Origin of the sequence: Streptomyces tibetensis, from assembly GCF_007655005.1 — a bacterium.
Taxonomy (GTDB): domain Bacteria; phylum Actinomycetota; class Actinomycetes; order Streptomycetales; family Streptomycetaceae; genus Streptomyces; species Streptomyces tibetensis.
Genome location: NZ_SZVW01000006.1, coordinates 15,216 through 36,901, shown reverse-complemented (window position 1 = coordinate 36,901; position 21,686 = coordinate 15,216). Strand labels below are relative to the sequence as shown.

The window sequence follows — 21,686 nt, the reverse complement described above, 5'->3', positions numbered from 1 at the left end:
AGGGCCGGGTTCTCGTTGGAGCGCCGGGCAGGCCTTGCACCTGCATTTCCCCACAGGAAGTGGGGCGTCTTTCCTTGGACCACCAACGCATCGTCCGGTGACCGGAGTTCCGGCGACTGGACGCAGATCAACTATAGCGCAGTTTCTGTTATCGCCTCACCGCCCGGCCGTCTCCTCACCGTCCCCCGCAGATACGCGACCTGGCGGCGGGGTTGTACGGCTACCAGTTCGCGAACGCCGCCGAACTGGTGCGGGACCACGGGGACTTCGACCTCGGGCGGGCGCGGGAGCTGATGCTGCACGTCTTCCATCCACTCAGCGACGACTTCCTGAACCGTCACAACAACGCCGTCCTCACCAACTACTGGCCCAACTGGGACCTGACGGCCATCGCGTGCGTCCTCGCGACCGGGATCTTCTGCGACGAACGGGCCGTGGTGGAGCGGGCCGTGGAGTACTTCAAGCACGGGGACGGCATGGGGTCGGTCAGGCACGCGATCCCCGTCGTCCACGCGGACGGGCTCGGCGAGTGGGTCGAGGCCGGGCGGGACCAGGGGCATGCGCTGCTCGGGGTCGGGCTGATGGGCACGGTGTGCGAGATGGCGTGGAACCAGGGGATCGATCTGTACGGGTACGACGACAGCCGGTTCCTCAAGGGCGCGCAGTACGTGGCCAAGTGGAGCCTGGGCGGGAATGTGCCGTACACGGCGAACACGCGGCAGGAGGGGGCGATCGGCGGCTGGTCGGGAGCGGAGACCGCGGCGCGCGCCGCCCGTGCGGATCCGGGGATGACGCGGCCCATCTGGGCGATGATCGCCAACCACTACACCAAGCGGCGGGGGTTGCCGGCGTCGTACGTCACGCGGGCGGCCGCCAAGGCCGCGCCCGAGGGCGGGGGTGGGGACTACGGGCCCAACAGCGGTGGGTTCGACCAGCTGGGGTTCGGGACGCTCGCGTTCACCCGGGACAAGGTGACGGGCCCGGTGACCCCGGCGCCTGCGCCTGCGCCTGACTCGTCCGCCTCGGAGTCCGGTGCCCGGCCTCATACAGGTTTCACCGCCCCGGCTTCTCCCTCGCCGGCGTCGGGGCGGGACCTTGCTGCCACGGGTTCTGAAGAGGTCGTCGGGTGGGCCGCCGCTGCGGGAGTCACCGCCCTTGCGGGTGGGGTGCTCCTGCTACGGCGGCGGCATCGGGGGCGCCGCGAGGCCGGGTAGCACCGGAACGCATGCGGGGAGCGCTGGTGGGTGCTTGCGCGGGCCGGCTCACGCGCGCGGTGCTGTTCAAGCGCCCAGCACTCCTCCGAGCACGGGCAGATTGCGGATGACGGCCCAGACGACGAGCATGATGACCGTCACCGGTGCACTCCACTTGGGAAGAACCCTCGGTCGGGCTCTGCCCGTGACGGCGCGGAGCCACACCGCCGCAGCGCAGGGCAGGAATGCGACCAGGAGCAAGTTGTAGTCCGCTGCGGCTGCCAGGTGGCCGTGAACGAGCTCGTGAAGTGCGCGCAGGCTGCCGCACCCTGGACAGTCGAAGCCCGTGGTGGCCCGGAAGGGACAGGCGGGGAATCGACCGGGACGCGTGGGGTCCACGAGGGCTGTGACGACGCACAAGGTCGCAAAGAGCCCGGCACCTGCCCAGGCGTCGCGCACGGGACGCGGCGCCGGAGCCCACCCCGCCGGACGAGCCCGGGGACTCAGTGGATTCACGGTGTCGGCATCAGGGCCGTGGTGCTGGACGTGGACAGCGAGACAACCATCAAGATGATCCAGGCGAGCACGCCGGCCGCCAGGCTGACGATGATCCAGAGCCGGGCTTTCCGTGAGGCTTCAGCAGCTCCTGCAATGTCACCCGCAGTGGTCTTGGCTGAGACCTGCGAGGAGAAGACTATGGCGGCGATCCCGGTCGGGAAGAAGCAGAAGAGCGTGACGAGGATGGCCCCCACCATGTAGGTGGGCGGAGTCGTTCTCTGTCCTGGATACGAGCCTTGCCACGGCTGCTCGCCGAACGACTGGTGCCCTTCCGGCATTTGTGATTGCTGACCTTGCGCCGACGTGGACGACTCCTGCCAAGGACTCTCTGGTCCCCATGAACCGTCGTCGGATGACTGCGATGCGCGATTGTCTGCCATGGCCCGTTGTCTCCCTCCAGATTATTCGTTCAGACGGGGACCCACATGACGCGTTGCGCGTCCCAGGCCCACCGTCCGTCGCGGGCATCCAGGTCGACGGCCTGCTGATATGCCTGGTCCGGAAGATTCGTCGTGAACGTGATGCGACCGCCTTCGGACGCTTGAATGACCAGTTCTTCCGGCGCCTTTTGGCTTTTCGACGATCGTGCCAGCAGTCGGTCGACAAACGTCCTCAACCCTCTGTGAGCCTCCTCCGCCAGCCCCTGGAACAGAGTGCGGAGAAACGGTTCAAGGACAGCTGTGGTGACCAGCACGAGCACGACGTCGGCCGCCCCTCGCCGTGTCGGGCGCAACATGCAGGTGGTGTGGATTCCAGCCTCGTCCAGCAGGCCCTGCGCCTCCGTGGCCGGATCGGACGGGAGGGACGAAGGCCAGAAGATCTCAACCTCCGGGTCTGTCATGATGCGCCTCCCAAGTCCACGATCCAGTCGGGCAGCGCCCAGCGCTCGATCACACCGGTGCGTGTGCCGGTCACGAAACCCGTGCCGTTTGCGAGAAACGCCACTCCTGCGGGCTGACCCATCAGCTTCGCCGCAACGGACGATCTCCCACCGTTCACATCGCGGAAGGTGACGGTGCCTTCTTCATCGGCGACGGCGAGCACCGGGAAGTCGGTGGAGAACGCCAGATGCCGGGCGGGTTTTCCATATCCTGTTCGGCGGACGAGCCGGCCCTGCCAGGACCAGAAACGCACCTGCCCGTCCAAGCAGCCGGTAGCCACGAGGTCTTCCGTACAAGCAAGGGAGAGCACGGGTTGGTGGTGCGGCCAGGTCATGACGGATTGCCCGTGCCCGTTCAGCTGTCGCACCGAGTTGTCACCGCAGGCTGCGAGTACGTACCGGTCACCCGGTGTGAAAGTCACGGGCCCCGGTGTCGCTTTCTCGCCCGTGCGCAGCATTCCGCCCTTCTTCTCCGGCCAGGCTTGGAGGTCGCGGACTCGCGCTCCACGCGCGTCGTAGACATGCAGATGATTACCCACAGTCAGCGCCAGCCAGCGGCCGTCCGCACTGAAAGCGAGGGTGTCGCTCTGCCCTCCAGGGCTGATGACACATACCGCAGATTCGGTTTGCAGGTCCCAGACCACGACCGTGCCGTCCTCATGCCGACTGGCCACGTGCCGTCGCCAGGGACTCCAAGCCAGGGAAACGGGATTTTCGCGCTGCACGGGCTGGCATTGGGCAACCAGTTCCCCGTCCGTGGCCGTGAAGACCCGGATCAGGCCGTCCTCGCAGGCCGCTGCAAGCAGATTCGCAGGCCCGAGCGCCAGGCGAGAACACGGCCCGGCCTCTGCGAGTACACCGATCCTCTCGGGCGACTGCTCCTCGAGTTTCGGCTTGATCAGGGTGATCGGATCTGTCGTGATGCCCTGCCGTGAGGGCGGGGTGGTGGGGCGCTGCGGCGGCTCGTCGACCGAGGCGAACACCCGGGTCTGATCGGACGCGAGGAAAAGGACGGGGGTGGCCCACTCCAGACTGCCCTGGCGCATCTTGACTTCTTCGCGGGCACGCGTGACCGCCCGGTCGACTGGAAGCCCGTCAGCAATCCCCTCGTAGAACGAAGAAGCGAAGACGAGAGCGGCCTCGTCGGTGATTTCGTACTGCATCGCGACCACGGCCGGCACTCCGGCGAGCAAGAGGCTGGCAGCGGTACTCGTGAAGACGTCCTCGTCTCCGCTCACAGCGGAGTCGCAAGCGTTCAGAACAACGAGACGCAGATGCGGACTGTGGGCGATGAGCCGCTCGAAGTCGCCGGCGTGGAGACGCATTGCAGAACCGTCGTCACCCGAAAGCTGTATGTATCCCGCATTGAGATCCTCGTCGAAGCCGCCATGGCAGACGCAGTGGAGGACGTGCCACGTGCCGGATCTCAAAGCCTGCGCGAGATCCTGCCAGCGATCCCCGGGGAGCCAGTGAACGTCCACGTTGTCGGAACTGTTCCGCTGCAGAGCATGCGCTATCCGGTCACGTTCCCGTTTCTCTTCCAGAGGGGGGAGGTCGCTCGGACGCGCCGATATTCCTAGCACTCGGAGGGGAAGCGTGAGCGTCAGGGGCGGAACGGGGTCCATCAGGCGCAGGTCGCGCACGACGGGCACGCGAAGGGCCAGATAGTCCTTACGGGAGGGGTCGACGAGATATTCCCAAGGAATACGTCCCACATGCGGTCCGTCCGTGCGCACCAATATGCGCAACGGCCTCTCCTGCGTTTTGGCGCGATTTATGCACCGATCCAGCTGGAGGGATATAGCATCCCGGATGACCACCTCAGTGAGGCGTTTTCCGAATTCCCGAACCGACCTCTCGGGTGTAGCTGTACCGCGAGTTACCACCGGGCTGTACGACCTGGTCAGCGCTGTTTCCACGCGCGCCAGCGTAGTTTTGAGTTCACTCTCGGAATAAGGAGGGGCTACACGTATGCTCGCTTCGCCGCACTCGGATGAACACCGAACGATCCATTCGGTAGCGCCTTCAATTATTTCGAGTCGAAACGGTAGCCCTTTCATCCTTTTTCCACCTCCACCCCAGATATCCAGTCCACACCCGTTACCTGGTGACGTCCACTCGGAATCCTTGAAGTGGTGAGGTGGACCGGAAGGGGAAGAGGACCGGCCCGGGAGACGCCGTTCGGCGCCGCGGCCGGGGCGGTCGGGACGAAATTCAGTGGCAGGCAGCAGCTCCGGCAGCGCCCGGTCGATGCGGTGCCGGGCCGATGGCCGTCCAGGCTGTGGCAGGCGAACCCACGGCGGGCCCGGACGGCTTCGGCCGAGGCATCCTCAGCCCGTCGCCCGCCTCGGTTCCGAGCCGACGGAGGCGTCACCCTCAGCGCCGCCGTCCGCCGCCGTCAGCGGCTTGGCGATGTCCTCCAGGGAGCGGCGTTCCGCCTTCACCGCGAGGAGGGCTGCCACCAGGCCGGCCAGGCACATCAGGGTCGCGCCGATCGAGAAGGCGAGGACCGTGTCGCCGACGACGCCGGTTTCCGTGAGCTTGGAGAAGAGGAGCGGGCCGCTGATGCCGCCGGCCGCGGTGCCGAGGGCGTAGAAGAACGCGATCGACATCGCCCGGGTCTCCATGGGGAAGACCTCGGAGACCGTCAGGTAGGCGCTGGACGCGCCGGCCGAGGCGAAGAACAGGACCGCGCACCAGCAGGCCGTCATCGTGGTCGCGCTCAGGGAGCCCCGGTCGAAGAGCCAGGCCGTGCCGAAGAGGAGCAGGCCGGACAGGATGTACGTGCCGGAGATCATGATGCGGCGGCCGACCGTGTCGAAGAGCTTGCCCAGGAGCAGCGGGCCGACGAAGTTGCCGATGGCGATGACGGCGAAGTAGTAGCCGGTGTGGCCGCTCGGGACGTCGAAGAACTTGGTGAGGATCGCGCCGAAGCCGAAGGTGATCGCGTTGTAGAGGAAGGCCTGGCCGATGAACAGGGAGAAGCCGAGGACGGCCCGCTTGCGGTAGTCGGAGAAGACCGTGCGGGCGATCTCCACGAAGGAGACGCTGCGGCGCTGGTGGATGGTGATCTCGCCCTCGGCGCGGGGCAGCGGCTCGCCCCTCTCCTCCTCGATCTTTCGTTCGATGGAGGAGACGATGCGTTCCGCTTCGTCGTCGCGGCCGTGGATCAGCAGCCAGCGCGGGCTTTCGGGGACGTGCCGGCGGACCAGGAGGATGACCAGGGCGAGGACCGCACCGAGCGCGAAGGTGAGGCGCCAGCCGACGTTCGCCGCGAAGATGTCCGTGTCCAGCGCGACGATCGACAGCAGCGAGCCGAAGACCGCACCCAGCCAGAAGCTGCCGTTGATCATCAGGTCGGTGCGGCCGCGGTACTCCTTGGGGATCAGTTCGTCGATCGCGGAGTTGATGGCCGCGTACTCGCCGCCGATGCCGAAGCCGGTCAGGAACCGGAAGAGGAAGAACCACCAGGTGTCGAAGGAGATCGCGGTGAGGGCCGTGGCGGCCAGGTACACCGCCAGGGTGATCATGAAGAGCTTTTTACGCCCCCATTTGTCGGTCAGGCGGCCCCAGAACAACGCGCCCAGGCAGGCGCCCGCCACGTACAGGGCGGCTGCCATGCCGGTGACCTCGCCGGAGGTGATGGGCAGGCCGCTGCCCGGCTCCGACAGACGGCTGGCGATGTTGCCCACGACGGTGACTTCGAGTCCGTCGAGGATCCACACGGTGCCGAGACCGATGACGATCGTCCAGTGCCAGCGCGACCACGGGAGACGGTCGAGGCGGGCGGGGATGTCGGTGGTCACGGTGTGGCCGGTGTCGGCCTGGGCGGTGGTCATGGGCCCCCTCCTCCTCTTCGAGCGGAACCCGGATCGAGTGCCCTGACAGGCTTCTCTTACGCCCTAAGCCTCACGCGCCCAGTGCGTGCGACACCGTGTAGATGAGCAGGCCGGCCAGGGAGCCGACGACCGTGCCGTTGATGCGGATGAACTGCAGGTCGCGACCGATGTTCGCCTCGATCTTCTTCGTGGTGTGCTCGGCGTCCCAGCTCGCCACGGTGTCGGTGATCAGAGAGGTGATCTCCGTGCGGTAGGTGGTGACGACGTAGACGGCCGCGTCCTCCACCCACTGGTCGACCTTGTCCTGCACCTTGCGCTCGCCCGCCATCCGCGAACCCAGCGACAGCAGGGACGCCCGTACGCGCAGCCGCAACTCGCTGCGCTCGTCCTCGGCCGCCGAGACGATCATGGATCGTACGGCCGTCCAGGCGCTGGCGATGAGGTCCTGGACCTCGCCACGGCCCAGCACCTCGCCCTTGAGCCGCTCGACGCGGGCGCGGGTGTCGGTGTCGGACTGGAGGTCGGTCGCGAAGTCCGTGAGGAAGCGGTCCAGGGCGCTGCGCGCCGGGTGGCCGGGCATGTCGCGCATCTCGGTGGCGAAGCGCAGCAGTTCCCGGTAGACACGCTCGCCGACCTTGCGGTCGACGAACTTCGGCGTCCAGCCCGGGGCGCCGCCCTCCACGGCGTCCATCACCTCGTCGCGATGCAGCACCAGCCAGTCGTGCGCACGGGTGACGACGAGGTCGACGACCCGTTTGTGGCCGCCGTCGGCGACGACCTTGTCCAGCATCTTGCCGATGCCGGGCCCGATCTCCTGGGCGTTCGCACGGCGCGTGATGGCCTCGCCGACGACTGCCTGGACGTCGGAGTCGCGCAGGACCGTCAGGGCGCCGCGCAGGGCGGTGGACAGCTCGGCGGTGACCCGGTCGGCATGTTCGGGGACGGCGAGCCAGGCGCCGAGGCGGCTGCCGATGCCGACGGCGCGCAGCCGCTGCCGTACGACGTCCTCGGAGAGGAAGTTCTCACCGACGAACTCGCCCAGGGAGACGCCCAGCTGGTCCTTCTTGGTGGGGATGATCGCGGTGTGCGGGATGGGGATGCCGAGGGGGTGCCGGAAGAGGGCGGTGACGGCGAACCAGTCCGCGAGCGCGCCGACCATGCCCGCCTCGGAGGCGGCGGCGACATAGGCCGCCCAGGTCCCCGCGCCGGAGTTGTGCCCCCAGGTCGACAGGACGTAGACCAGCGCCACGAACACCAGGAGCCCGGTGGCGGTGAGCTTCATACGGCGTACGCCGCGCTGTTTCTCCTCGTCCGCAGGGCTGAACGTCGCCATCGCACGGTTCACCGCGACGCCGGGGCGGGCATGCTGCCCTCCGACACCGGCACCCTTTTCTGCTGCTTTCGTCCGTTCCATCCGCTCCACCCGCTCGGTGATCCCGCACACATTGTCCCTTCCTGACCGACTCCTGGAACGGAACAGGAGTTCCCGGCGTCTGTCGGAAGGGGGTAATTGCCACGGGGTGCTGTGAGCTTCCCCCGGCCCATGCCGCATCATGGGCACATCAGATCGGAGCCTTGGGCTCCCATCGCCCGAGGAGAACTGAACAGCATGACCCGAGGACGTGGTTACGCCCTCCTGGCCCTGGTCGTCGCAGCGATCGTGGCCCTTTCCACCGCCATATACGTCGGCGTGGGGTCCGACGACGGCACGCGCAACCGGAACGCCATCGGCGACGGCCGCGTCAATCACAACTCCGCCGCACCCGCCTCCACCGGCACCTGGGTCGGCACCTGGTCCGCGTCCCCCTCCGCCGCCGAACCCGGCACGGAGGCCACGGGCATGGCGGACCGTTCGGTCCGCAACGTCGTCCACACCAGTGTCGGCGGTACGAGTGCCCGCGTGACGCTGTCCAATCTCTACGGCCAGTCGCCGCTGAGCATCACGCGGGCGACGATCGCCGTCTCCGCCGGCAGCGGTACGGCGGCGGCACTCGCGGACACCATGCGCCAGCTGACCTTCGGCGGCGGCCCCGCGGTCGTCATCCCGCCCGGCCGGCAGGTCATGAGCGACGCCGTACGGGTGGTCGTCCCGCACGACTCCGACGTCCTGATCACCACCTACACGCCCACCAGCTCCGGCCCGGTGACCTACCACCGGCACGCCCGGCAGATCTCCTACGTCGCCCAGGGCGACCACGCGCAGGACGCCACGGGCACGCCGTACACCGAGCGGATCGGGTCCTGGCGGTATCTGACGGCGCTGGACGTGCTGAGCAACGAGTCCGACGGCACGATCGTCGTCCTCGGCGACTCCCTCACGGACGGCATCACCTCCACGCCGGACACCAACAGCCGCTGGACCGACGCGCTCTCCGACCGGCTACGCGCGGAGATCGCGGCCGGCCGGGACCTGCCCCGCTACAGCGTCGTCAACCAGGGCATCAGCGGCAACCAGGTCCTCGCCGACGGCCTGGGCCGCCCCGCGGACAACCCCAGCGGCCTCAACCGCTTCGGGCGGGACGTGCTGGAGCGGACGAACGTCAAGGTCGTCGTCATCGACCTCGGCGTCAACGACATCCTGCGCAACCCGCGCCTGGCCGACCCGAACGCGATCCTGACCGGGCTGCGCACGATGGTGGGACAGGCCCACGCGCGCGGCGTGAAGGTGATCGGGGCGACGCTGATGCCGTTCCAAGGACACCGCGGGTACACCGAGGCGCGTGAGCAGGTCCGCCAGACGATCAACGCGCAGATCCGCGCCGGGCGGGTGTACGACGCCGTGGCCGACTTCGACCAGGCGCTGCGTGACCCGTACGACCCGCGGCGGCTGCGGCCCGACTACGACTCGGGCGACCATCTGCACCCCAGCGACAAGGGGTACGCGCGGATGGCGGAGTCCTTCGACCTGCAGACGCTGAAGGGGTCGGCACCGGCGGAGCTGTGATCCGGCCCCGCACCGTCCCGTCCCGTCCCGTGCCCGTCGTCTGCCACAGACGGCGGGCACACCGCTGCCGGGGCAGCACTCACGCGCCCGCCGGCGGCGGCCATCCGGCCGCCGGGGCTCAGTGTCCGCCGTGACGGTGGTGACGGGGCGGCTCGTCCAGCTCCCGCCGCCCCGCCCTGCGCTCCAGCTTCTCCTGGCGGCGCTCCTCGCGGATCCGCAGCTTCTCCGCGCGGGTCGGTTTGCGCTGGACCCCGACGCCGCCCCACAGCGCGAACCCGCTCACGATCACCCTCGGTGCGCCCGGCTCGCCCGGCACGCCCTCCTCGCGGTGGTCGAAGCCGCCCATGACGCCGATGCCGCGGACGACGACCTCGACCCCGGGCGGCACGATCACATCCACCCCGCCCATGATCGCGATCGCGTTGATCTCGACCTCGCGGTCCGCGAAGTGCGCCTCGCGCAGGTCGATCTCCCCGCCGCCCCAGAAGGCGAGGCAGGTGAACCGGCGGGGCATCGTCCAGCGCCCCTTGCGCTGGAAGCCGGACATCACGGCGACGGCCCAGGAGGAGGACCCCTCGCCGCCGACGATCCGGCCGGACCAGTCCGGCCCGGCGGCCGGTCCTTTCGTCAGGGACACCGACGGCACCGCGACACCCGCGGCCGGCAGGTCCCGGGTGATCGGCGCCAACTCCCCGTAGGTGCGCGCCCTGTACGTCGCGTCCAGCCGCTCCTCGAACTCCTCCATGTCGAGGCGCCCCTCCGCGAGGGCGTCCCGCAAAATCTCGGCGACCTGTTCACGGTCGGCGTCGGAGGCGCGAAGGTCCGGGACGGCGTCGTCGGTCATACACAGCAGACTACGAGTCCACCCCGCCGGGGGCTATGAGATCGCCCGCTCGGTCTGCTCCGCGTACATCTTCGCGATCACCGCCTCGATGTCCGGCTCCCGCACCGACAGGTCCACCAGCGGGTACTCGGCAGCGATCCGCGCCACGAGCGGCGCCGCCGACTCCCCCGCCGGGAACGCCAGCCACTGCCGCGGACCGTCCACGCGCACGACCCGAGCCGGCGCAGGCGCCTCGATCGGCGGAAGTTCCCGCTCCAGGTCCACCACCAGGACCCGCTCGCTCTCCCCCGCCTCGTGCAACCCGGCAAGCGGACCGTCGTACATCAGGCGCCCGTGGTCGATGACCATCACCCGCTTGCACAACTGCTCGATGTCCTGCAGGTCGTGCGTGGTCAGCAGCACCGTCGTACCGCGCTCGGCGTTCACCTCCCGCAGGAACTCCCGCACCTTCGACTTGGAGACGACGTCAAGACCGATGGTCGGCTCGTCCAGGTACAGCACCTCCGGGTCGTGCAGCAGCGCCGCCGCGATGTCGCCGCGCATCCGCTGCCCGAGGGAGAGTTGACGCACCGGCACATCCAGCAGGTCGCCCAGGTCGAGGAGTTCGACCAGACGGTCGAGGTTCGCCCGGTAACGGGCGTCCGGGATCCGGTACATGCGGTGCATCAGCCGGTAGGAGTCCAGCAGCGGCAGGTCCCACCACAGCGTCGTACGCTGCCCGAACACCACGCCGATACGGTGCGCGAGGCGCCTCCGCTCCCGGGAGGGGTCGATGCCGGCCACCCGCAGCCGGCCCGCGCTGGGCGTGAGGATACCGGTCAGCATCTTGATCGTGGTGGACTTGCCGGCACCGTTCGGGCCGATGTAACCGACCATCTCGCCGCGTTCCACACGGAAGGAGATCGAGTCGACGGCCCGCACCTGCCGCCGCTCCCGCTTCATGAAGCCGGTCTTCTTGCGCACCTCGAAGACCTTCTCGACACCGTCGAGTTCGATGAACCCGCTCTCCGGTTCCATCAACCCGCTCTCCGGTTCGACGAACCCGCTTTCCGACCCGGTCAACTCAACTCCCTGTACTCCGGTACGAACGAAGCCCCGTCCGCCACGCCAGCCCGGCCAGCACACAGCACGCCACCGCCACCGGCGGCGAGGCGAACGCCGCCCACCCGGGCAGCCCGACCGGGTACGGCCGCCCCAGCACATAGACGGCGGGCACCCAGTTGACGAAGGCCAGCGGCAGCATGAAGGTCACGCCCCGCACCAGGTCCTTGCCGAACACCGACGGCGGGTACTGCAACAGCGTCGTCCCGCCGTAGGTGAAGGCGTTCTGCACCTCGGCGGCGTCCTGCGCGTAGATCTGGAAGGCCGCGCCCGCCACGAACACCGCCGAGAAGATCGCCGCGCCGCTGACCACCATCACCGGCACCAGAAGCACCTTCAACACGCTCCAGTCGACGTCCACCGACACCAGCGCCCAGCCCAGCACCACCGTGCCCTGGGTGATCCGGCCCAGCCGCCGCAGCGCGAACCGGTCGGCGCCGACCTGGGCCAGCACCGGCACCGGACGCACCAACAGCGTGTCGAACGAGCCGTCGCGCATCCGGGCACCCAGGACGTCCATCGAACCGAGCACCAGATCGGCGATCCCGAACGACGTCGCCGACAGCCCGTAGAGGAGGGCCACCTCGGGCAGCGACCAGCCGCCCAGCGAGTCGACCTGCGAGAACATCAGCAGGATCCCGACGAAGTCCAGGGCGGTCACCGTCAGGTTGCCGAACACCGTGACGACGAAGGAGGTCCGGTAGGCCATGCTGGAGCGCACCCACATCCCGGCGATCAGCCGGTAGGCCCGCACACCCTCCAGCAGGACACCGCGCTCAGCCACCCTGCACCACCACCCGCCGCGTCGCGGCCGACTGCAGCAGCCGCCCCGCCGCCAGCAGCGCCACGGCCCACGCCGCCTGGAAGGCGAACGCCCGCAGCGGGTCCGTCTCCCCCATCAGCACGTCCGCCGGCATCTGGATCTGCGCCGCCCACGGCAGCACCCGCACCACCTCGCCGAACACACCCGGGAAGGCGTTCAGCGGCAGCACCATGCCCGAGAAGAAGATCCCCGTGATCACCAGCACCTGGTTGACACCCATGCCGTCCAGCAGCCAGAACACGCTCAGCGCCGCCAGATAGCGGATCGCGAAGCTCACGACCGTCGCCAGCAGCAGCGTGACCACGAAGGCCGCCCAGGGGGTGAGCGTCGTCGGCAGCGCCATCGGGAAGAAGAGCGCACCGAACAGGAACGGGACCACGCCCCGCCCCAGCATCTGGAACATCGCCCGCCCCATGTCCCCCGCCAGCCACCACAGTTGAAGATCGGCCGGCCGGTACAGGTCGACGGCGATCTCACCGGTGCGAATGCGATCCATCAGGTCCTTCTCGGCACCCCCGCCCTGGATCGCCAGCGTCGCGTAGAGGCACTGCCCCAGCCAGACATAGGTCACGGCCTGCGCCTGGTCGTACCCCCCGAGGTGCGGCTTCTCGTCCCACAGCGCCAGATACGTGTAGACGAGGATGACGCCGAAGACCGTGTTGGTGAACACCCCGGCCACCGTCGCCGCCCGATACGTCGCGTACCGCCTGAAACCCCCCGCCGCGACGGCCGCGTACAACCGTCCCGAGCCCACATCCACAGCCCTCCTCGCCGCCCGGCACCGAAGCGCAGGAGCCTAGTCCTCCCGCGAACGGGCGTGCCACGCATTTTCGGGGAGCGACGGGAGCGCCGCGGGGCGAGTGCGCACCGGCCCAGACGGTACGATCCGTTGCGTCCGCGCGGGCCGAGGCGCCCGTGGCCAGGGCGAGCAGCGTGACGGCGGTGCCGGCCGGGCGGAGCGCGGGAGCCGTCGCGATCCACGGTCGGGTCCCCCTTCGGGCGAACGTCGCGCAGGCGAGATCACGATTCGGGCAGGAGCGCGGAGCAGCGCGTTTCACCCTGTGCCCGCCCGCGCACCCGTCCGCACACGGCCCGCCTCACCACACGGCTCACAGCCCGGCCCTCGATCAGGGAACTGATCAACGGATGGGACAGTCTTCATCACAGGGGCACAAGAGCGAGCAGAGACGTACGGAACGACGTACGACGCGAAACAGGAGTCCGTGCACGACATGAGTGACGAGCCTCAGCCGCAGCAGCCGAATCCGGGCTGGGCACCGAGAGAGCCGCAGGCGCACGCCGACGGCGCCCCGGGCACGCCCGAGGCCACGGCGGCCGGGAAGCCGAAGCGGACCGGCTGGCGCCGGCTCATCCCGACCTGGCGCATGACGCTCGGCGGCTTCATCATCGTCGTGCTGCTGCTGATCGGCGGATTCTTCCTGGGCTACTCGCTGGTGCAGATCCCACCGGCCAACGCGCTCGCCACCAAGCAGGCCAACGTCTACCTCTACGCGGACGGCTCCGTGATCGCCCGCGACGGCGAGGTCAACCGGGAGAACGTCACCCTCCCCCAGATCTCCAAGGACGCCCAGCACGCCATCCTGGCCGCCGAGGACCGCGACTTCTACACCGAGTCCGCCGTCGACCCCAAGGCCATGGTCCGCGCCGCCTGGAACACCGCCCTCGGCAAGGGCAAGCAGTCCGGCTCCACGATCACCCAGCAGTACGTGAAGAACTACTACCTGCGCCAGGACCAGACCGTCACGCGCAAGGCCAAGGAGTTCTTCATCGCGATCAAGCTGGACCGCGAGGTGAGCAAGGACCACATCCTCGAGGGGTACCTCAACACCAGCTACTTCGGCCGCAACGCCTACGGCGTCCAGGCCGCCGCCCAGGCCTACTACGGCAAGGACGCCAAGGACCTCGACCCGGCCCGCGCCGCCTACCTCGCCGCGCTCGTCAACGCGCCCAGCCAGTACGACGTCGTCGCCCACCCCGAGAACCGGGGGGCCGCCGAGTCCCGCTGGAACTACGTCCTGGACGGCATGGTCAAGAAGGGCTGGCTCAGCGCGTCGGAACGGACCGGCATGAAGTTCCCCGTGCCGAAGGAGTCCACCCTCTCCACCGGCATGTCCGGCCAGCGCGGCTACATCGTCCGGATCGTCAAGGACTACCTGGTCCAGAACAAGATCATCGAAGAGAGCAAGCTGGACGCCGGCGGCTACCGGATCACGACGACCCTGCAGAAGGGCAAGCAGGACGCGTTCGTGAAGGCCGTCAACGACAAGCTGATGTCCAAGCTCGACAAGAAGAACAAGGTCGACACCTACGTCCGCGCCGGCGGCGCCTCCGTCGACCCCAAGACCGGCAAGGTCGTGGCGATGTACAACGGCATCGACTACGTCAAGCAGTACACCCCCAACGCCACCCGCAGGGACTTCCAGGTCGGCTCCACCTTCAAGCCCTTCGTGTTCACCTCGGCCGTCGAGAACCACTCCGAAACCCAGGACGGCCGCGTCATCACCCCGAACACCATCTACGACGGCACCAACAAGCGCCCCGTCCGCGGCTGGACCGGCGACCCCTACGCCCCCGAGAACGAGGACCAGCACTCCTACGGCGACATCACCGTCACCGAGGCCACCGACAGCTCCGTGAACTCGGTGTACGCGCAGATGGCCGCCGACGTCGGCCCCGCCAAGGTCAAGCAGACCGCGATCGACCTCGGCGTGCCCGAGACCACCCCCGACCTCGCCGACGGCCCCGCCATCGCGCTCGGCACCGCCACCGCCAGCGTGCTCGACATGGCCGAGGCCTACGCCACCCTCGCCAACCACGGCCGGCACGGCACGTACACGATCGTCGACAAGGTCACCAAGGAGGGCAGGCCGATCGACCTGCCCGAGCGGCGCACCCGGCAGGCCGTCAGCCGCGAGGCCGCCGACACCACCACCTCCATGCTGCAGAGCGTCGTCCAGAACGGCACCGCCTCCGCCGCGCAGGCCGCGGGCCGCCCCGTCGCCGGCAAGACCGGCACCGCCGAGGAGGACACGGCGGCCTGGTTCGCGGGCTACACCCCCGACCTCGCCACCGTCGTCTCCGTCATGGGCCAGGACCCGGTCACCGCCGCCCACAAGTCGCTGTACCGCGCCATGGGCCTGCCCCGCATCAACGGCGGCGGCGCCCCCGCCGAGATCTGGACGCAGTACACCCAGGACGCCCTCAAGGGCAAGCCCGCCAAGGAGTTCGACCTCAGGCTCCAGCCCGGCGCCGACGTCTCGCAGGCCCCCAGCAGCGAGGCCCCGGCCGACCCGAGCGCCGGCGCCACCACCGACGGCGGCACGACCACCGGCGGCGAGGAAACCGGCACCCAGGAGCCCGAGGAGAGCCCCAGCGCCCCCGAGGGGCAGACCGAGGGCCAGACCGACGGCGGCACCACCGACGGCGGCACCGGCGGCGAGTCCCCCACCGGCGGCGGCACGGCGGACGGCGGCACGACCGACGGAGGGACGACCGACGGCGGCACGACCGACGGCGGCACGACCGACGGCGGCACGACGGAGGGCGGTGGCGGCGACGCGACCGACGGCGGCGCGACGGGCGGCCCGACCGGGCCCGGCTGGGGCGTGGTCCCCCAGGGCGCACGCCGCGAGTAGCGGTCCGACGGCTCAGTGACCGCTGGTCGCCTTCAGCCCCACCACGGCGACCAGCAGCAGGCACACGAAGAAGATCCGGGCGGCGGTCGCCGGCTCACCCAGCACCGCCATCCCGAACACCGCCGCCCCGGCCGCACCGATCCCCACCCACACGCCGTAGGCGGTGCCGATGGGCAGGGTCCTGGCCGCCTGGGACAGCAGCAGCATGCTCGCGACGATGCCGGCGCCCGTGAGCACACTGGGCAGCGGACGCGTGAACCCGTCGGTGTACTTCATGCCGACGGACCACCCCACCTCGAGCAGACCGGCGACGACGAGCAGAACCCAGGCCATGACGGGCACCTCCGGGAAACGGGCTGACGATGTCGGTGCGTCGTCTTTGCCTTGATCCCGGTACGGCGCGTCTCGTCGGGGGTTCCTCCAACGTAGCAAAGCTCATGGCGAAGGGGGCCGGTGACGGTTGTCACCGGCCCCCTTCGCACCACCTGGGCCCTACCTACAGGTACACCTGGGCCCTACAGGGACACCTGGGCCCTACAGGTACAGGCCCGTCGAGTCCTCGGCGCCCTCGAACCGGTCCGCGGCCACCGCGTGCAGATCACGCTCGCGCATGAGCACGTACGCGATCCCCCGCACCTCGACCTCGGCCCGATCCTCCGGGTCGAACAGCACCCGGTCGCCCGCCTCCACGGTCCGCACGTTCTGCCCCACCGCGACGACCTCCGCCCACGCCAGCCGCCGGCCGACCGCCGCCGTGGCGGGGATCAGAATGCCGCCGCCGGAACGCCGCTCGCCCTCGCTGGTGTCCTGCCGCACGAGTACGCGGTCGTGCAGCATCCGGATGGGCAGCTTGTCCGGATGGGTGCTCTGCTCGTTTCTCTTGGCGCTCACGCCCTGAAACCTACCTGTCTTCCGCGCACACGTACGCAGTCGGGTCAGCCCTTGCGCCGCCGTGTGCCGACCGCGAGCAGCCCGACCACTCCCACCACGACGAGCGCGACCGGCACCACCCGCTCCAGCCGGGGCGCGCCCTCCTCGTCCACGAACCGGGCACGCACATCGGTGACGGCCCGGTTCACCCCCACGTAGGCCCGCCCGAGGGTGTGATCGATGTTGGAAGCGACCTTGGCCTTGGCATCCCCGACGATCGTCTTCGGGTGCACCCGCACCCCGATCTCGTCGAGGGTCTCGGCCAGGGTCGCGCGGCGGCGCCTGATGTCCGCCTCGATCTGCGCCGGGGTCCTGGTGTCCGCCGTGTCCGCCACCGTGTCGCCTCCGAAGTCGGTGTGAAGCCTGTGCAGGACAGTCTGTCAGCTCCACGGCTCATCACACTGTCAGCACCCCCGGTTACCCTGGCCCGATGAGCGAGCGACTCCAGCCGGGGGACGTGGCCCCCGCCTTCACCCTGCCCGACGCCGACGGCACCGAGGTGTCCCTGTCGGACCACAAGGGCCGCAAGGTCATCGTGTACTTCTACCCGGCCGCCCTCACGCCCGGCTGCACGAAGCAGGCCTGCGACTTCACGGACAACCTGGAGCTGCTGGCGGGCGCGGGCTACGACGTCATCGGCATCTCCCCCGACAAGCCGGAGAAGCTGGCCAAGTTCCGCGAGAAGGAGTCGCTGAAGGTCACCCTGCTGGCCGACCCGGACAAGCAGGTCCTGGAGTCCTACGGCGCATTCGGCGAGAAGAAGCTGTACGGCAAGACGGTCGTCGGCGTCATCCGCTCCACGATCGTCGTGGACGAGGAGGGCAAGGTCGAACGCGCCCTGTACAACGTCAAGGCGACGGGCCACGTCGCCAAGATCATCAAGGACCTGGGGGTCTGAGACCCCGCTGATCGTTTCCCGAGCGGCTCGTACCGGCGGCAAAACCCCGGTACGAGCCGCTCCGTATTCCGCACGCATTCCGGGCGTGACTGTCTGATAAACGGTTCGTTACTCCGTGCGAGACCACGAACGGGTGGTCGTAAAGGGGGGACGAGCGACATGCGGAACACACCGAGCCCTTATGGCGATGAGCGACTGGCGTCGGCCGTAGTGGAGGCTCGCAACTGGACCGATCTGATGCGACGGCTCGGCCTGAGAGCAAGCGGAGGCCAGAGGCGCGTGCTGCAAGAAAGAGTGGCGGAGCGCGGACTCGACACGAGCCACTTCGCCAAGCGCAGCCCGTGGCGCAAGTACCCGGACTCCGCCATCGCCGAAGCGGCCGCTTCGTCGTCGTCACTGCGCGAAGTAGCACTGAAACTTGGCGCCGACCCGGCCAGCGGCACCCTGTCGCACATCCGTCGCCGCATCCACGCAGCCGGCATCGACGTCCGCCACTTTCCCGGTATCGACAGGCCCGACTTGGACCTCCCCTTCACGGTCGAAGAGCTCCAGGCAGCAACAGCGACGGCGACGAGCGTGCGGAGCGTGGCTCGTTCCCTGGGCGTACCGGACGACAGCCGTTCGCGGGCGACTCTGGTCCGCATGCTGCGAGGACATGGGATCGACACCTCACATTTCACCCACCGACGTGTGTCGATCCCCGAGAACAGACTCCGTGAACTCGTAGAGCGCTGCACGAGCTACGCCGACGTGATGCGCGGCCTCGGCTTGGATGTGGACGACACCAATCACCGACGCGTGAGGCGCGCGGTCTCTCGGCTCGGACTGGACACCGGCCATTTCAAGCGCAGAACGTGGGCGCGGCCGGAGCGCCCGGCTCCCGAGCCCGTCTCTCAACGTGTACTGGTCGTCCTGCCCTCGACTGCGGGGCGAACCAACAGATCTCAGCTCCACCGCGCCCTGGTCGAGATCGGAGTGCCATACGCATGCCAGACATGCGGCAACAAGGGCGAGTGGCTGGGGCAGCCGATCACGTTGCAGATCGACCACATCAACGGCAACTGGCGCGACAACCGCCGGGAGAACCTGCGGTATCTCTGCCCCAATTGTCACGCGCTCACTGAGACGTGGTGCCGCCAGAAGGCGAGGACGTCTCTCGTCGCGTAACTCGCTCAGCCCGTACACTGAACGCTGCCGGTCGAGCGCGATGACCGTTTTTGAGCGGCCGTGATGGAATTTGGCAGTCATGCTGGGTTTAGGTCCCAGTGGGTTCACACCCGTGTGGGTTCGAGTCCCACCGGCCGCACGTGCGCAGAGGGACCGCCCGGGCTGGGCGGCCCCTCTCACGCATTTCAGCCCAACAGCTCCCGCACCACCGGCACCAGCGCCCGGAACGCCTTGCCCCGGTGGCTGATCGCGTTCTTCTCCTGGGGGGTCAACTCCGCGCAGGTGCGCGTCTCGCCCTCCGGCTGGAGGATCGGGTCGTAGCCGAACCCGCCCGTGCCCGTCGGCTCGTGGCGGAGGGTGCCGGGGAGTTGGCCCTCGACCACCCTTTCCGTGCCGTCGGGCAGGGCCAGGGCCGCCGCGCAGGCGAAGTGGGCGCCGCGGTGTTCCTCGGCGATGTCGGAGAGCTGGGCGAGCAGGAGGTCCAGGTTGGCCTTGTCGTCGCCGTGGCGGCCGGACCAGCGGGCGGAGAAGATGCCGGGTGCGCCGTTGAGGACGTCGACGCAGAGGCCCGAGTCGTCGGCTACGGCCGGGAGGCCCGTGGCCTGGGCCAGCGCGTGGGCTTTGAGGAGGGCGTTCTCGGCGAACGTCACGCCCGTTTCCTTGACGTCGGGGATGTCCGGATAGGCGTCGGCGCCGACGAGTTCGTGGGGCAGTCCGGCTTCGGCGAGGATCGCGCGAAGTTCGGTGATCTTCCCGGCGTTACGGGTGGCGAGGATCAGGCGACTCATGGGCCCCAGGGTATTGCGCCCCGTCAGGGGCGCGGGGAACTGCGCGGGCCACCACGGCGAACCCGCGGCCGGCCGCCGGAGGAACCCGGCAGACCGGACGCCGGGCCCGTGCAGCGCAGCGCTACGGCGTGCACACCTTCGTCAGTTCGCCCGCCGCGTCCGTGACCGGGCTGATGTCGGGCGTCTCGTCGCCGTTCTTGATCGACGTGCGGACGTTGTCGACGGCCTTGTTCAGGTCGTCCACGGCCTTGCCGACGTCCGCGTTGTCGGTCTTGTCGCCGATCTCGCCGAGGTTCTTGTCGATGGAGTCGAGGGACTCGTCGAGCTGCGTCGGGTCGTTCGACGCGCTGTCGACGGCCTGCTGGAGTTCCGTGACGCTGTCGGCGATGGCGTCGGCGGTCTGGACGCAGTCCAGCGCCTTGTCGACGGCGGCGCAGCCGGTGGTGAGTCCGGCGGTCAGCGCGACGGCCGCCAGAGTGGCGGCGACGGCTGCGGTGCGGCGTCGGCGGCTCGCGGCCATGGAGCGGTCCCTCTCGTTCGGTCGGGCCGGTCGGGCCCGCGCGGCTGGCCGGGCGCACAGGGGTGAGCCGTGCGCCCGTACTCCTTCAGACGCGAGTGCGCTCGGCGCGGTTGCCCGCGCCGAGCACCCGTCTTGGCGTGCCTTTTACTTTTCGGGGTGCGGTTCGGCTCTCGCGGTCACTTCTCGAGGAGGGCGTCGAGCGCTGTGCGCTGGTGGGCGGCGAGTTCGTCGCAGCCGGCGACGGCGAGGTCGAGGAGGGCGTTGAGTTCGTCTCGGGCGAAGGGCTCGGCTTCGGCGGTGCCCTGGACCTCGACGAAGCGGCCGTCGCCGGTGCAGACGACGTTCATGTCGGTGTCGGCCCTGACGTCCTCTTCGTAGCAGAGGTCGAGGAGGGGGACGCCTGCGACGATGCCGACGGAGACGGCGGAGACGGTGCCGGTGAGGGGCTTGCGGCCGGCCTTGATGAGTTTCCTGCCCTGGGCCCATGCGACGGCGTCGGCGAGTGCGACGTAGGCGCCGGTGATGGCTGCCGTGCGGGTGCCGCCGTCGGCCTGGAGGACGTCGCAGTCGAGGACGATGGTGTTCTCGCCGAGGGCCTTGTAGTCGATGACGGCGCGCAGGGAGCGGCCGATGAGACGGCTGATCTCGTGGGTGCGGCCGCCGATCTTGCCGCGGACGGATTCGCGGTCGCCGCGGGTGTTGGTGGCGCGGGGGAGCATGGAGTATTCGGCGGTGACCCAGCCTTCGCCGCTGCCCTTGCGCCAGCGGGGGACGCCTTCGGTGACGGAGGCGGTGCAGAAGACCTTGGTGTCGCCGAAGGAGACGAGGACGGAGCCCTCGGCGTGCTTGCTCCAGCCGCGCTCGATGGTGATGGGGCGGAGCTGTTGGGGGGTGCGGCCGTCGATTCGAGACATGCGGCTGAGCCTATCCGTACCGCGGAAGGGGCCCTTCCCGAGGTGGGAGGGGCCCCGGTGAGGTGAGGGGTCTCAGGGGGTGAAGCCCGGGACGATCCCCGCCCTTCACATCATGTCTTCGATCTCCGCCGCGATGGGGTCGGCGTCGGTGCCGATGACGACCTGGATGGCGGTGCCCATCTTGACGACGCCGTGGGCGCCGGCGGCCTTCAGGGCGGTCTCGTCGACCTTGGCGGGGTCCACGACCTCGGTGCGGAGGCGGGTGATGCAGCCTTCGACTTCCTCGATGTTGTCGATGCCGCCGAGCCCGGCAACGATCTTCTCAGCCTTGGTGGCCATGTTCGTTCTCCCTGATCCGAACCGCTTTGTCGCAGTAACCCACAGTTGGCCCGCCTTCGCGAGTGGCCCTGTCGTGCGCACTGAAGGATGGCGCCGCGTTCGTGCGACCGTCGAACGCCTGGTCTACACCACGAGCCCGTCTCTCGACAAAAGGCACGCGATGTGGAGGGCGGCGACGGGGCCGTGATCGTCCGCGGCGGGCGGAATTGGCGGGTTCCACTCGTTCGGCCTACCGTGCTACAACTGGTCTACACCACTCACCGGTGGAGGTCGCGCGGTGGATACCGCGTTC

General features: G+C 69.1%; 21 protein-coding genes, 1 tRNA gene, 1 pseudogene and 1 riboswitch. Of the genes and pseudogenes, 6 read left to right on the top strand and 17 right to left on the bottom strand.

The window, feature by feature from the left end; translation table 11 throughout:
* Nucleotides 1–194 precede the first annotated feature (194 nt).
* Nucleotides 195–1,214 (top strand): annotated as a pseudogene (locus FDO69_RS11680) (alginate lyase family protein); the annotation flags it as partial.
* 66 nt (nt 1,215–1,280) lie between these two features.
* Here the strand turns inward: FDO69_RS11680 and FDO69_RS43015 are convergent.
* The 6 genes from FDO69_RS43015 to FDO69_RS11650 all read right to left on the bottom strand — a co-directional run bounded on the left by FDO69_RS43015 (nt 1,281) and on the right by FDO69_RS11650 (nt 7,914).
* The gene (locus tag FDO69_RS43015) at nt 1,281–1,592 is read right to left on the bottom strand and encodes a DUF2752 domain-containing protein (protein WP_199838283.1); all 312 of its coding nucleotides are present in this window, start codon (nt 1,590–1,592) and stop codon (nt 1,281–1,283) included.
* A 113-nt stretch (nt 1,593–1,705) separates the two neighbouring features.
* A complete protein-coding gene (locus tag FDO69_RS11670) occupies nt 1,706–2,131 on the bottom strand; it encodes a CD225/dispanin family protein (protein WP_104779709.1) in 426 nt (141 codons plus the stop codon).
* A 29-nt stretch (nt 2,132–2,160) separates the two neighbouring features.
* Nucleotides 2,161–2,592: a hypothetical protein gene (locus FDO69_RS11665; RefSeq protein ID WP_104779708.1), complete on the bottom strand. Its 432-nt coding sequence runs from the start codon at nt 2,590–2,592 to the stop codon at nt 2,161–2,163.
* Nucleotides 2,589–4,691 carry a CHAT domain-containing protein gene (locus tag FDO69_RS11660; protein ID WP_104779707.1) on the bottom strand — a complete coding sequence of 701 codons (2,103 nt, stop codon included), beginning with the start codon at nt 4,689–4,691 and terminating at the stop codon, nt 2,589–2,591. Before FDO69_RS11660 ends, FDO69_RS11665 begins: the two co-directional genes overlap by 4 nt.
* A 270-nt stretch (nt 4,692–4,961) precedes the next feature.
* Nucleotides 4,962–6,470 carry an MFS transporter gene (locus tag FDO69_RS11655; protein ID WP_104779706.1) on the bottom strand — a complete coding sequence of 503 codons (1,509 nt, stop codon included), beginning with the start codon at nt 6,468–6,470 and terminating at the stop codon, nt 4,962–4,964.
* A 70-nt stretch (nt 6,471–6,540) separates the two neighbouring features.
* Nucleotides 6,541–7,914: a DUF445 domain-containing protein gene (locus FDO69_RS11650; RefSeq protein ID WP_104779705.1), complete on the bottom strand. Its 1,374-nt coding sequence runs from the start codon at nt 7,912–7,914 to the stop codon at nt 6,541–6,543.
* A gap of 165 nt (nt 7,915–8,079) precedes the next feature.
* On the opposite strand from FDO69_RS11650, the gene FDO69_RS11645 reads away from it, so the two are divergent.
* A complete protein-coding gene (locus tag FDO69_RS11645; protein ID WP_104779704.1) occupies nt 8,080–9,414 on the top strand; it encodes an SGNH/GDSL hydrolase family protein in 1,335 nt (444 codons plus the stop codon).
* A 118-nt stretch (nt 9,415–9,532) separates the two neighbouring features.
* Here the strand turns inward: FDO69_RS11645 and FDO69_RS11640 are convergent, their stop codons facing one another.
* Genes FDO69_RS11640 through FDO69_RS11625 form a run of 4 tightly spaced genes read right to left on the bottom strand, consistent with a single transcriptional unit; the run spans nt 9,533 to nt 12,936 of the window.
* Nucleotides 9,533–10,258: a DUF1707 SHOCT-like domain-containing protein gene (locus tag FDO69_RS11640; protein ID WP_104779703.1), complete on the bottom strand. Its 726-nt coding sequence runs from the start codon at nt 10,256–10,258 to the stop codon at nt 9,533–9,535.
* A gap of 33 nt (nt 10,259–10,291) precedes the next feature.
* Nucleotides 10,292–11,275 (bottom strand): ABC transporter ATP-binding protein, encoded by a 984-nt coding sequence (locus FDO69_RS11635; protein ID WP_104780006.1) that lies wholly within the window; start codon nt 11,273–11,275, stop codon nt 10,292–10,294.
* Between the two features lie 46 nt (nt 11,276–11,321).
* On the bottom strand, nt 11,322–12,143 hold the full coding sequence (locus FDO69_RS11630) for an ABC transporter permease (protein WP_104779702.1): 822 nt from the start codon (nt 12,141–12,143) through the stop codon (nt 11,322–11,324).
* Nucleotides 12,136–12,936 (bottom strand): ABC transporter permease, encoded by an 801-nt coding sequence (locus FDO69_RS11625; protein WP_104779701.1) that lies wholly within the window; start codon nt 12,934–12,936, stop codon nt 12,136–12,138. The genes FDO69_RS11630 and FDO69_RS11625 overlap by 8 nt, the downstream gene beginning before the upstream one ends.
* Before the next feature lie 478 nt (nt 12,937–13,414).
* On the opposite strand from FDO69_RS11625, the gene FDO69_RS11620 reads away from it, so the two are divergent.
* Nucleotides 13,415–15,838, top strand: coding sequence for a transglycosylase domain-containing protein (locus tag FDO69_RS11620; protein ID WP_104779700.1), 2,424 nt, complete (start codon nt 13,415–13,417; stop codon nt 15,836–15,838).
* 12 nt (nt 15,839–15,850) lie between these two features.
* Here the strand turns inward: FDO69_RS11620 and FDO69_RS11615 are convergent, their stop codons facing one another.
* The 3 genes from FDO69_RS11615 to FDO69_RS11605 form a co-directional block, all read right to left on the bottom strand.
* On the bottom strand, nt 15,851–16,171 hold the full coding sequence (locus tag FDO69_RS11615) for a DMT family transporter (protein ID WP_053669887.1): 321 nt from the start codon (nt 16,169–16,171) through the stop codon (nt 15,851–15,853).
* Between the two features lie 34 nt (nt 16,172–16,205).
* A riboswitch (guanidine-III (ykkC-III) riboswitch) is annotated at nt 16,206–16,273 on the bottom strand.
* A gap of 99 nt (nt 16,274–16,372) precedes the next feature.
* Nucleotides 16,373–16,729 carry a GroES family chaperonin gene (locus FDO69_RS11610; protein ID WP_104779699.1) on the bottom strand — a complete coding sequence of 119 codons (357 nt, stop codon included), beginning with the start codon at nt 16,727–16,729 and terminating at the stop codon, nt 16,373–16,375.
* 44 nt (nt 16,730–16,773) lie between these two features.
* Nucleotides 16,774–17,103: a DUF3618 domain-containing protein gene (locus FDO69_RS11605; RefSeq protein ID WP_104779698.1), complete on the bottom strand. Its 330-nt coding sequence runs from the start codon at nt 17,101–17,103 to the stop codon at nt 16,774–16,776.
* Between the two features lie 95 nt (nt 17,104–17,198).
* Between FDO69_RS11605 and bcp the strand changes: the two genes are divergently transcribed.
* From bcp to FDO69_RS11590, 3 genes are all read left to right on the top strand, one after another.
* Nucleotides 17,199–17,666: a thioredoxin-dependent thiol peroxidase gene (gene bcp, locus FDO69_RS11600; protein ID WP_104779697.1), complete on the top strand. Its 468-nt coding sequence runs from the start codon at nt 17,199–17,201 to the stop codon at nt 17,664–17,666.
* A 159-nt stretch (nt 17,667–17,825) separates the two neighbouring features.
* The gene (locus FDO69_RS11595) at nt 17,826–18,833 is read left to right on the top strand and encodes an HNH endonuclease signature motif containing protein (RefSeq protein ID WP_234387904.1); all 1,008 of its coding nucleotides are present in this window, start codon (nt 17,826–17,828) and stop codon (nt 18,831–18,833) included.
* Nucleotides 18,834–18,887: 54 nt separating this feature from the next.
* Nucleotides 18,888–18,972 (top strand) — tRNA-Leu (locus FDO69_RS11590).
* Nucleotides 18,973–19,018: 46 nt separating this feature from the next.
* On the opposite strand, the gene rdgB is transcribed toward FDO69_RS11590, so the two are convergent.
* From rdgB to FDO69_RS11570, 4 genes are all read right to left on the bottom strand, one after another.
* Entirely contained in the window at nt 19,019–19,621 is a 603-nt protein-coding gene (rdgB, locus tag FDO69_RS11585; protein WP_104779696.1) for an RdgB/HAM1 family non-canonical purine NTP pyrophosphatase, read from the bottom strand.
* 121 nt (nt 19,622–19,742) lie between these two features.
* Nucleotides 19,743–20,141, bottom strand: coding sequence for a hypothetical protein (locus FDO69_RS11580; RefSeq protein WP_104779695.1), 399 nt, complete (start codon nt 20,139–20,141; stop codon nt 19,743–19,745).
* Nucleotides 20,142–20,317: 176 nt separating this feature from the next.
* Complete coding sequence (rph, locus tag FDO69_RS11575; RefSeq protein ID WP_104779694.1) at nt 20,318–21,055, bottom strand: ribonuclease PH; 738 nt, start codon at nt 21,053–21,055, stop codon at nt 20,318–20,320.
* A 105-nt stretch (nt 21,056–21,160) separates the two neighbouring features.
* Nucleotides 21,161–21,394, bottom strand: a complete 234-nt coding sequence (locus tag FDO69_RS11570; protein WP_086602225.1) for a PTS sugar transporter subunit IIB — start codon at nt 21,392–21,394, stop codon at nt 21,161–21,163.
* Nucleotides 21,395–21,686: the final 292 nt, after the last annotated feature.

Coding starts and splice junctions, on each gene's coding strand:
- FDO69_RS11670 (WP_104779709.1), bottom strand. CDS start 2,131: ATGGCAGACAATCGCGCATCGCAGTCATCCGACGACGGTTCATGGGGA.
- FDO69_RS11665 (WP_104779708.1), bottom strand. CDS start 2,592: ATGACAGACCCGGAGGTTGAGATCTTCTGGCCTTCGTCCCTCCCGTCC.
- FDO69_RS11660 (WP_104779707.1), bottom strand. CDS start 4,691: ATGAAAGGGCTACCGTTTCGACTCGAAATAATTGAAGGCGCTACCGAA.
- FDO69_RS11655 (WP_104779706.1), bottom strand. CDS start 6,470: ATGACCACCGCCCAGGCCGACACCGGCCACACCGTGACCACCGACATC.
- FDO69_RS11645 (WP_104779704.1), top strand. CDS start 8,080: ATGACCCGAGGACGTGGTTACGCCCTCCTGGCCCTGGTCGTCGCAGCG.
- FDO69_RS11640 (WP_104779703.1), bottom strand. CDS start 10,258: ATGACCGACGACGCCGTCCCGGACCTTCGCGCCTCCGACGCCGACCGT.
- FDO69_RS11635 (WP_104780006.1), bottom strand. CDS start 11,275: ATGGAACCGGAGAGCGGGTTCATCGAACTCGACGGTGTCGAGAAGGTC.
- FDO69_RS11620 (WP_104779700.1), top strand. CDS start 13,415: ATGAGTGACGAGCCTCAGCCGCAGCAGCCGAATCCGGGCTGGGCACCG.
- FDO69_RS11615 (WP_053669887.1), bottom strand. CDS start 16,171: ATGGCCTGGGTTCTGCTCGTCGTCGCCGGTCTGCTCGAGGTGGGGTGG.
- bcp (WP_104779697.1), top strand. CDS start 17,199: ATGAGCGAGCGACTCCAGCCGGGGGACGTGGCCCCCGCCTTCACCCTG.
- FDO69_RS11595 (WP_234387904.1), top strand. CDS start 17,826: ATGCGGAACACACCGAGCCCTTATGGCGATGAGCGACTGGCGTCGGCC.
- rdgB (WP_104779696.1), bottom strand. CDS start 19,621: ATGAGTCGCCTGATCCTCGCCACCCGTAACGCCGGGAAGATCACCGAA.
- FDO69_RS11580 (WP_104779695.1), bottom strand. CDS start 20,141: ATGGCCGCGAGCCGCCGACGCCGCACCGCAGCCGTCGCCGCCACTCTG.
- rph (WP_104779694.1), bottom strand. CDS start 21,055: ATGTCTCGAATCGACGGCCGCACCCCCCAACAGCTCCGCCCCATCACC.
- FDO69_RS11570 (WP_086602225.1), bottom strand. CDS start 21,394: ATGGCCACCAAGGCTGAGAAGATCGTTGCCGGGCTCGGCGGCATCGAC.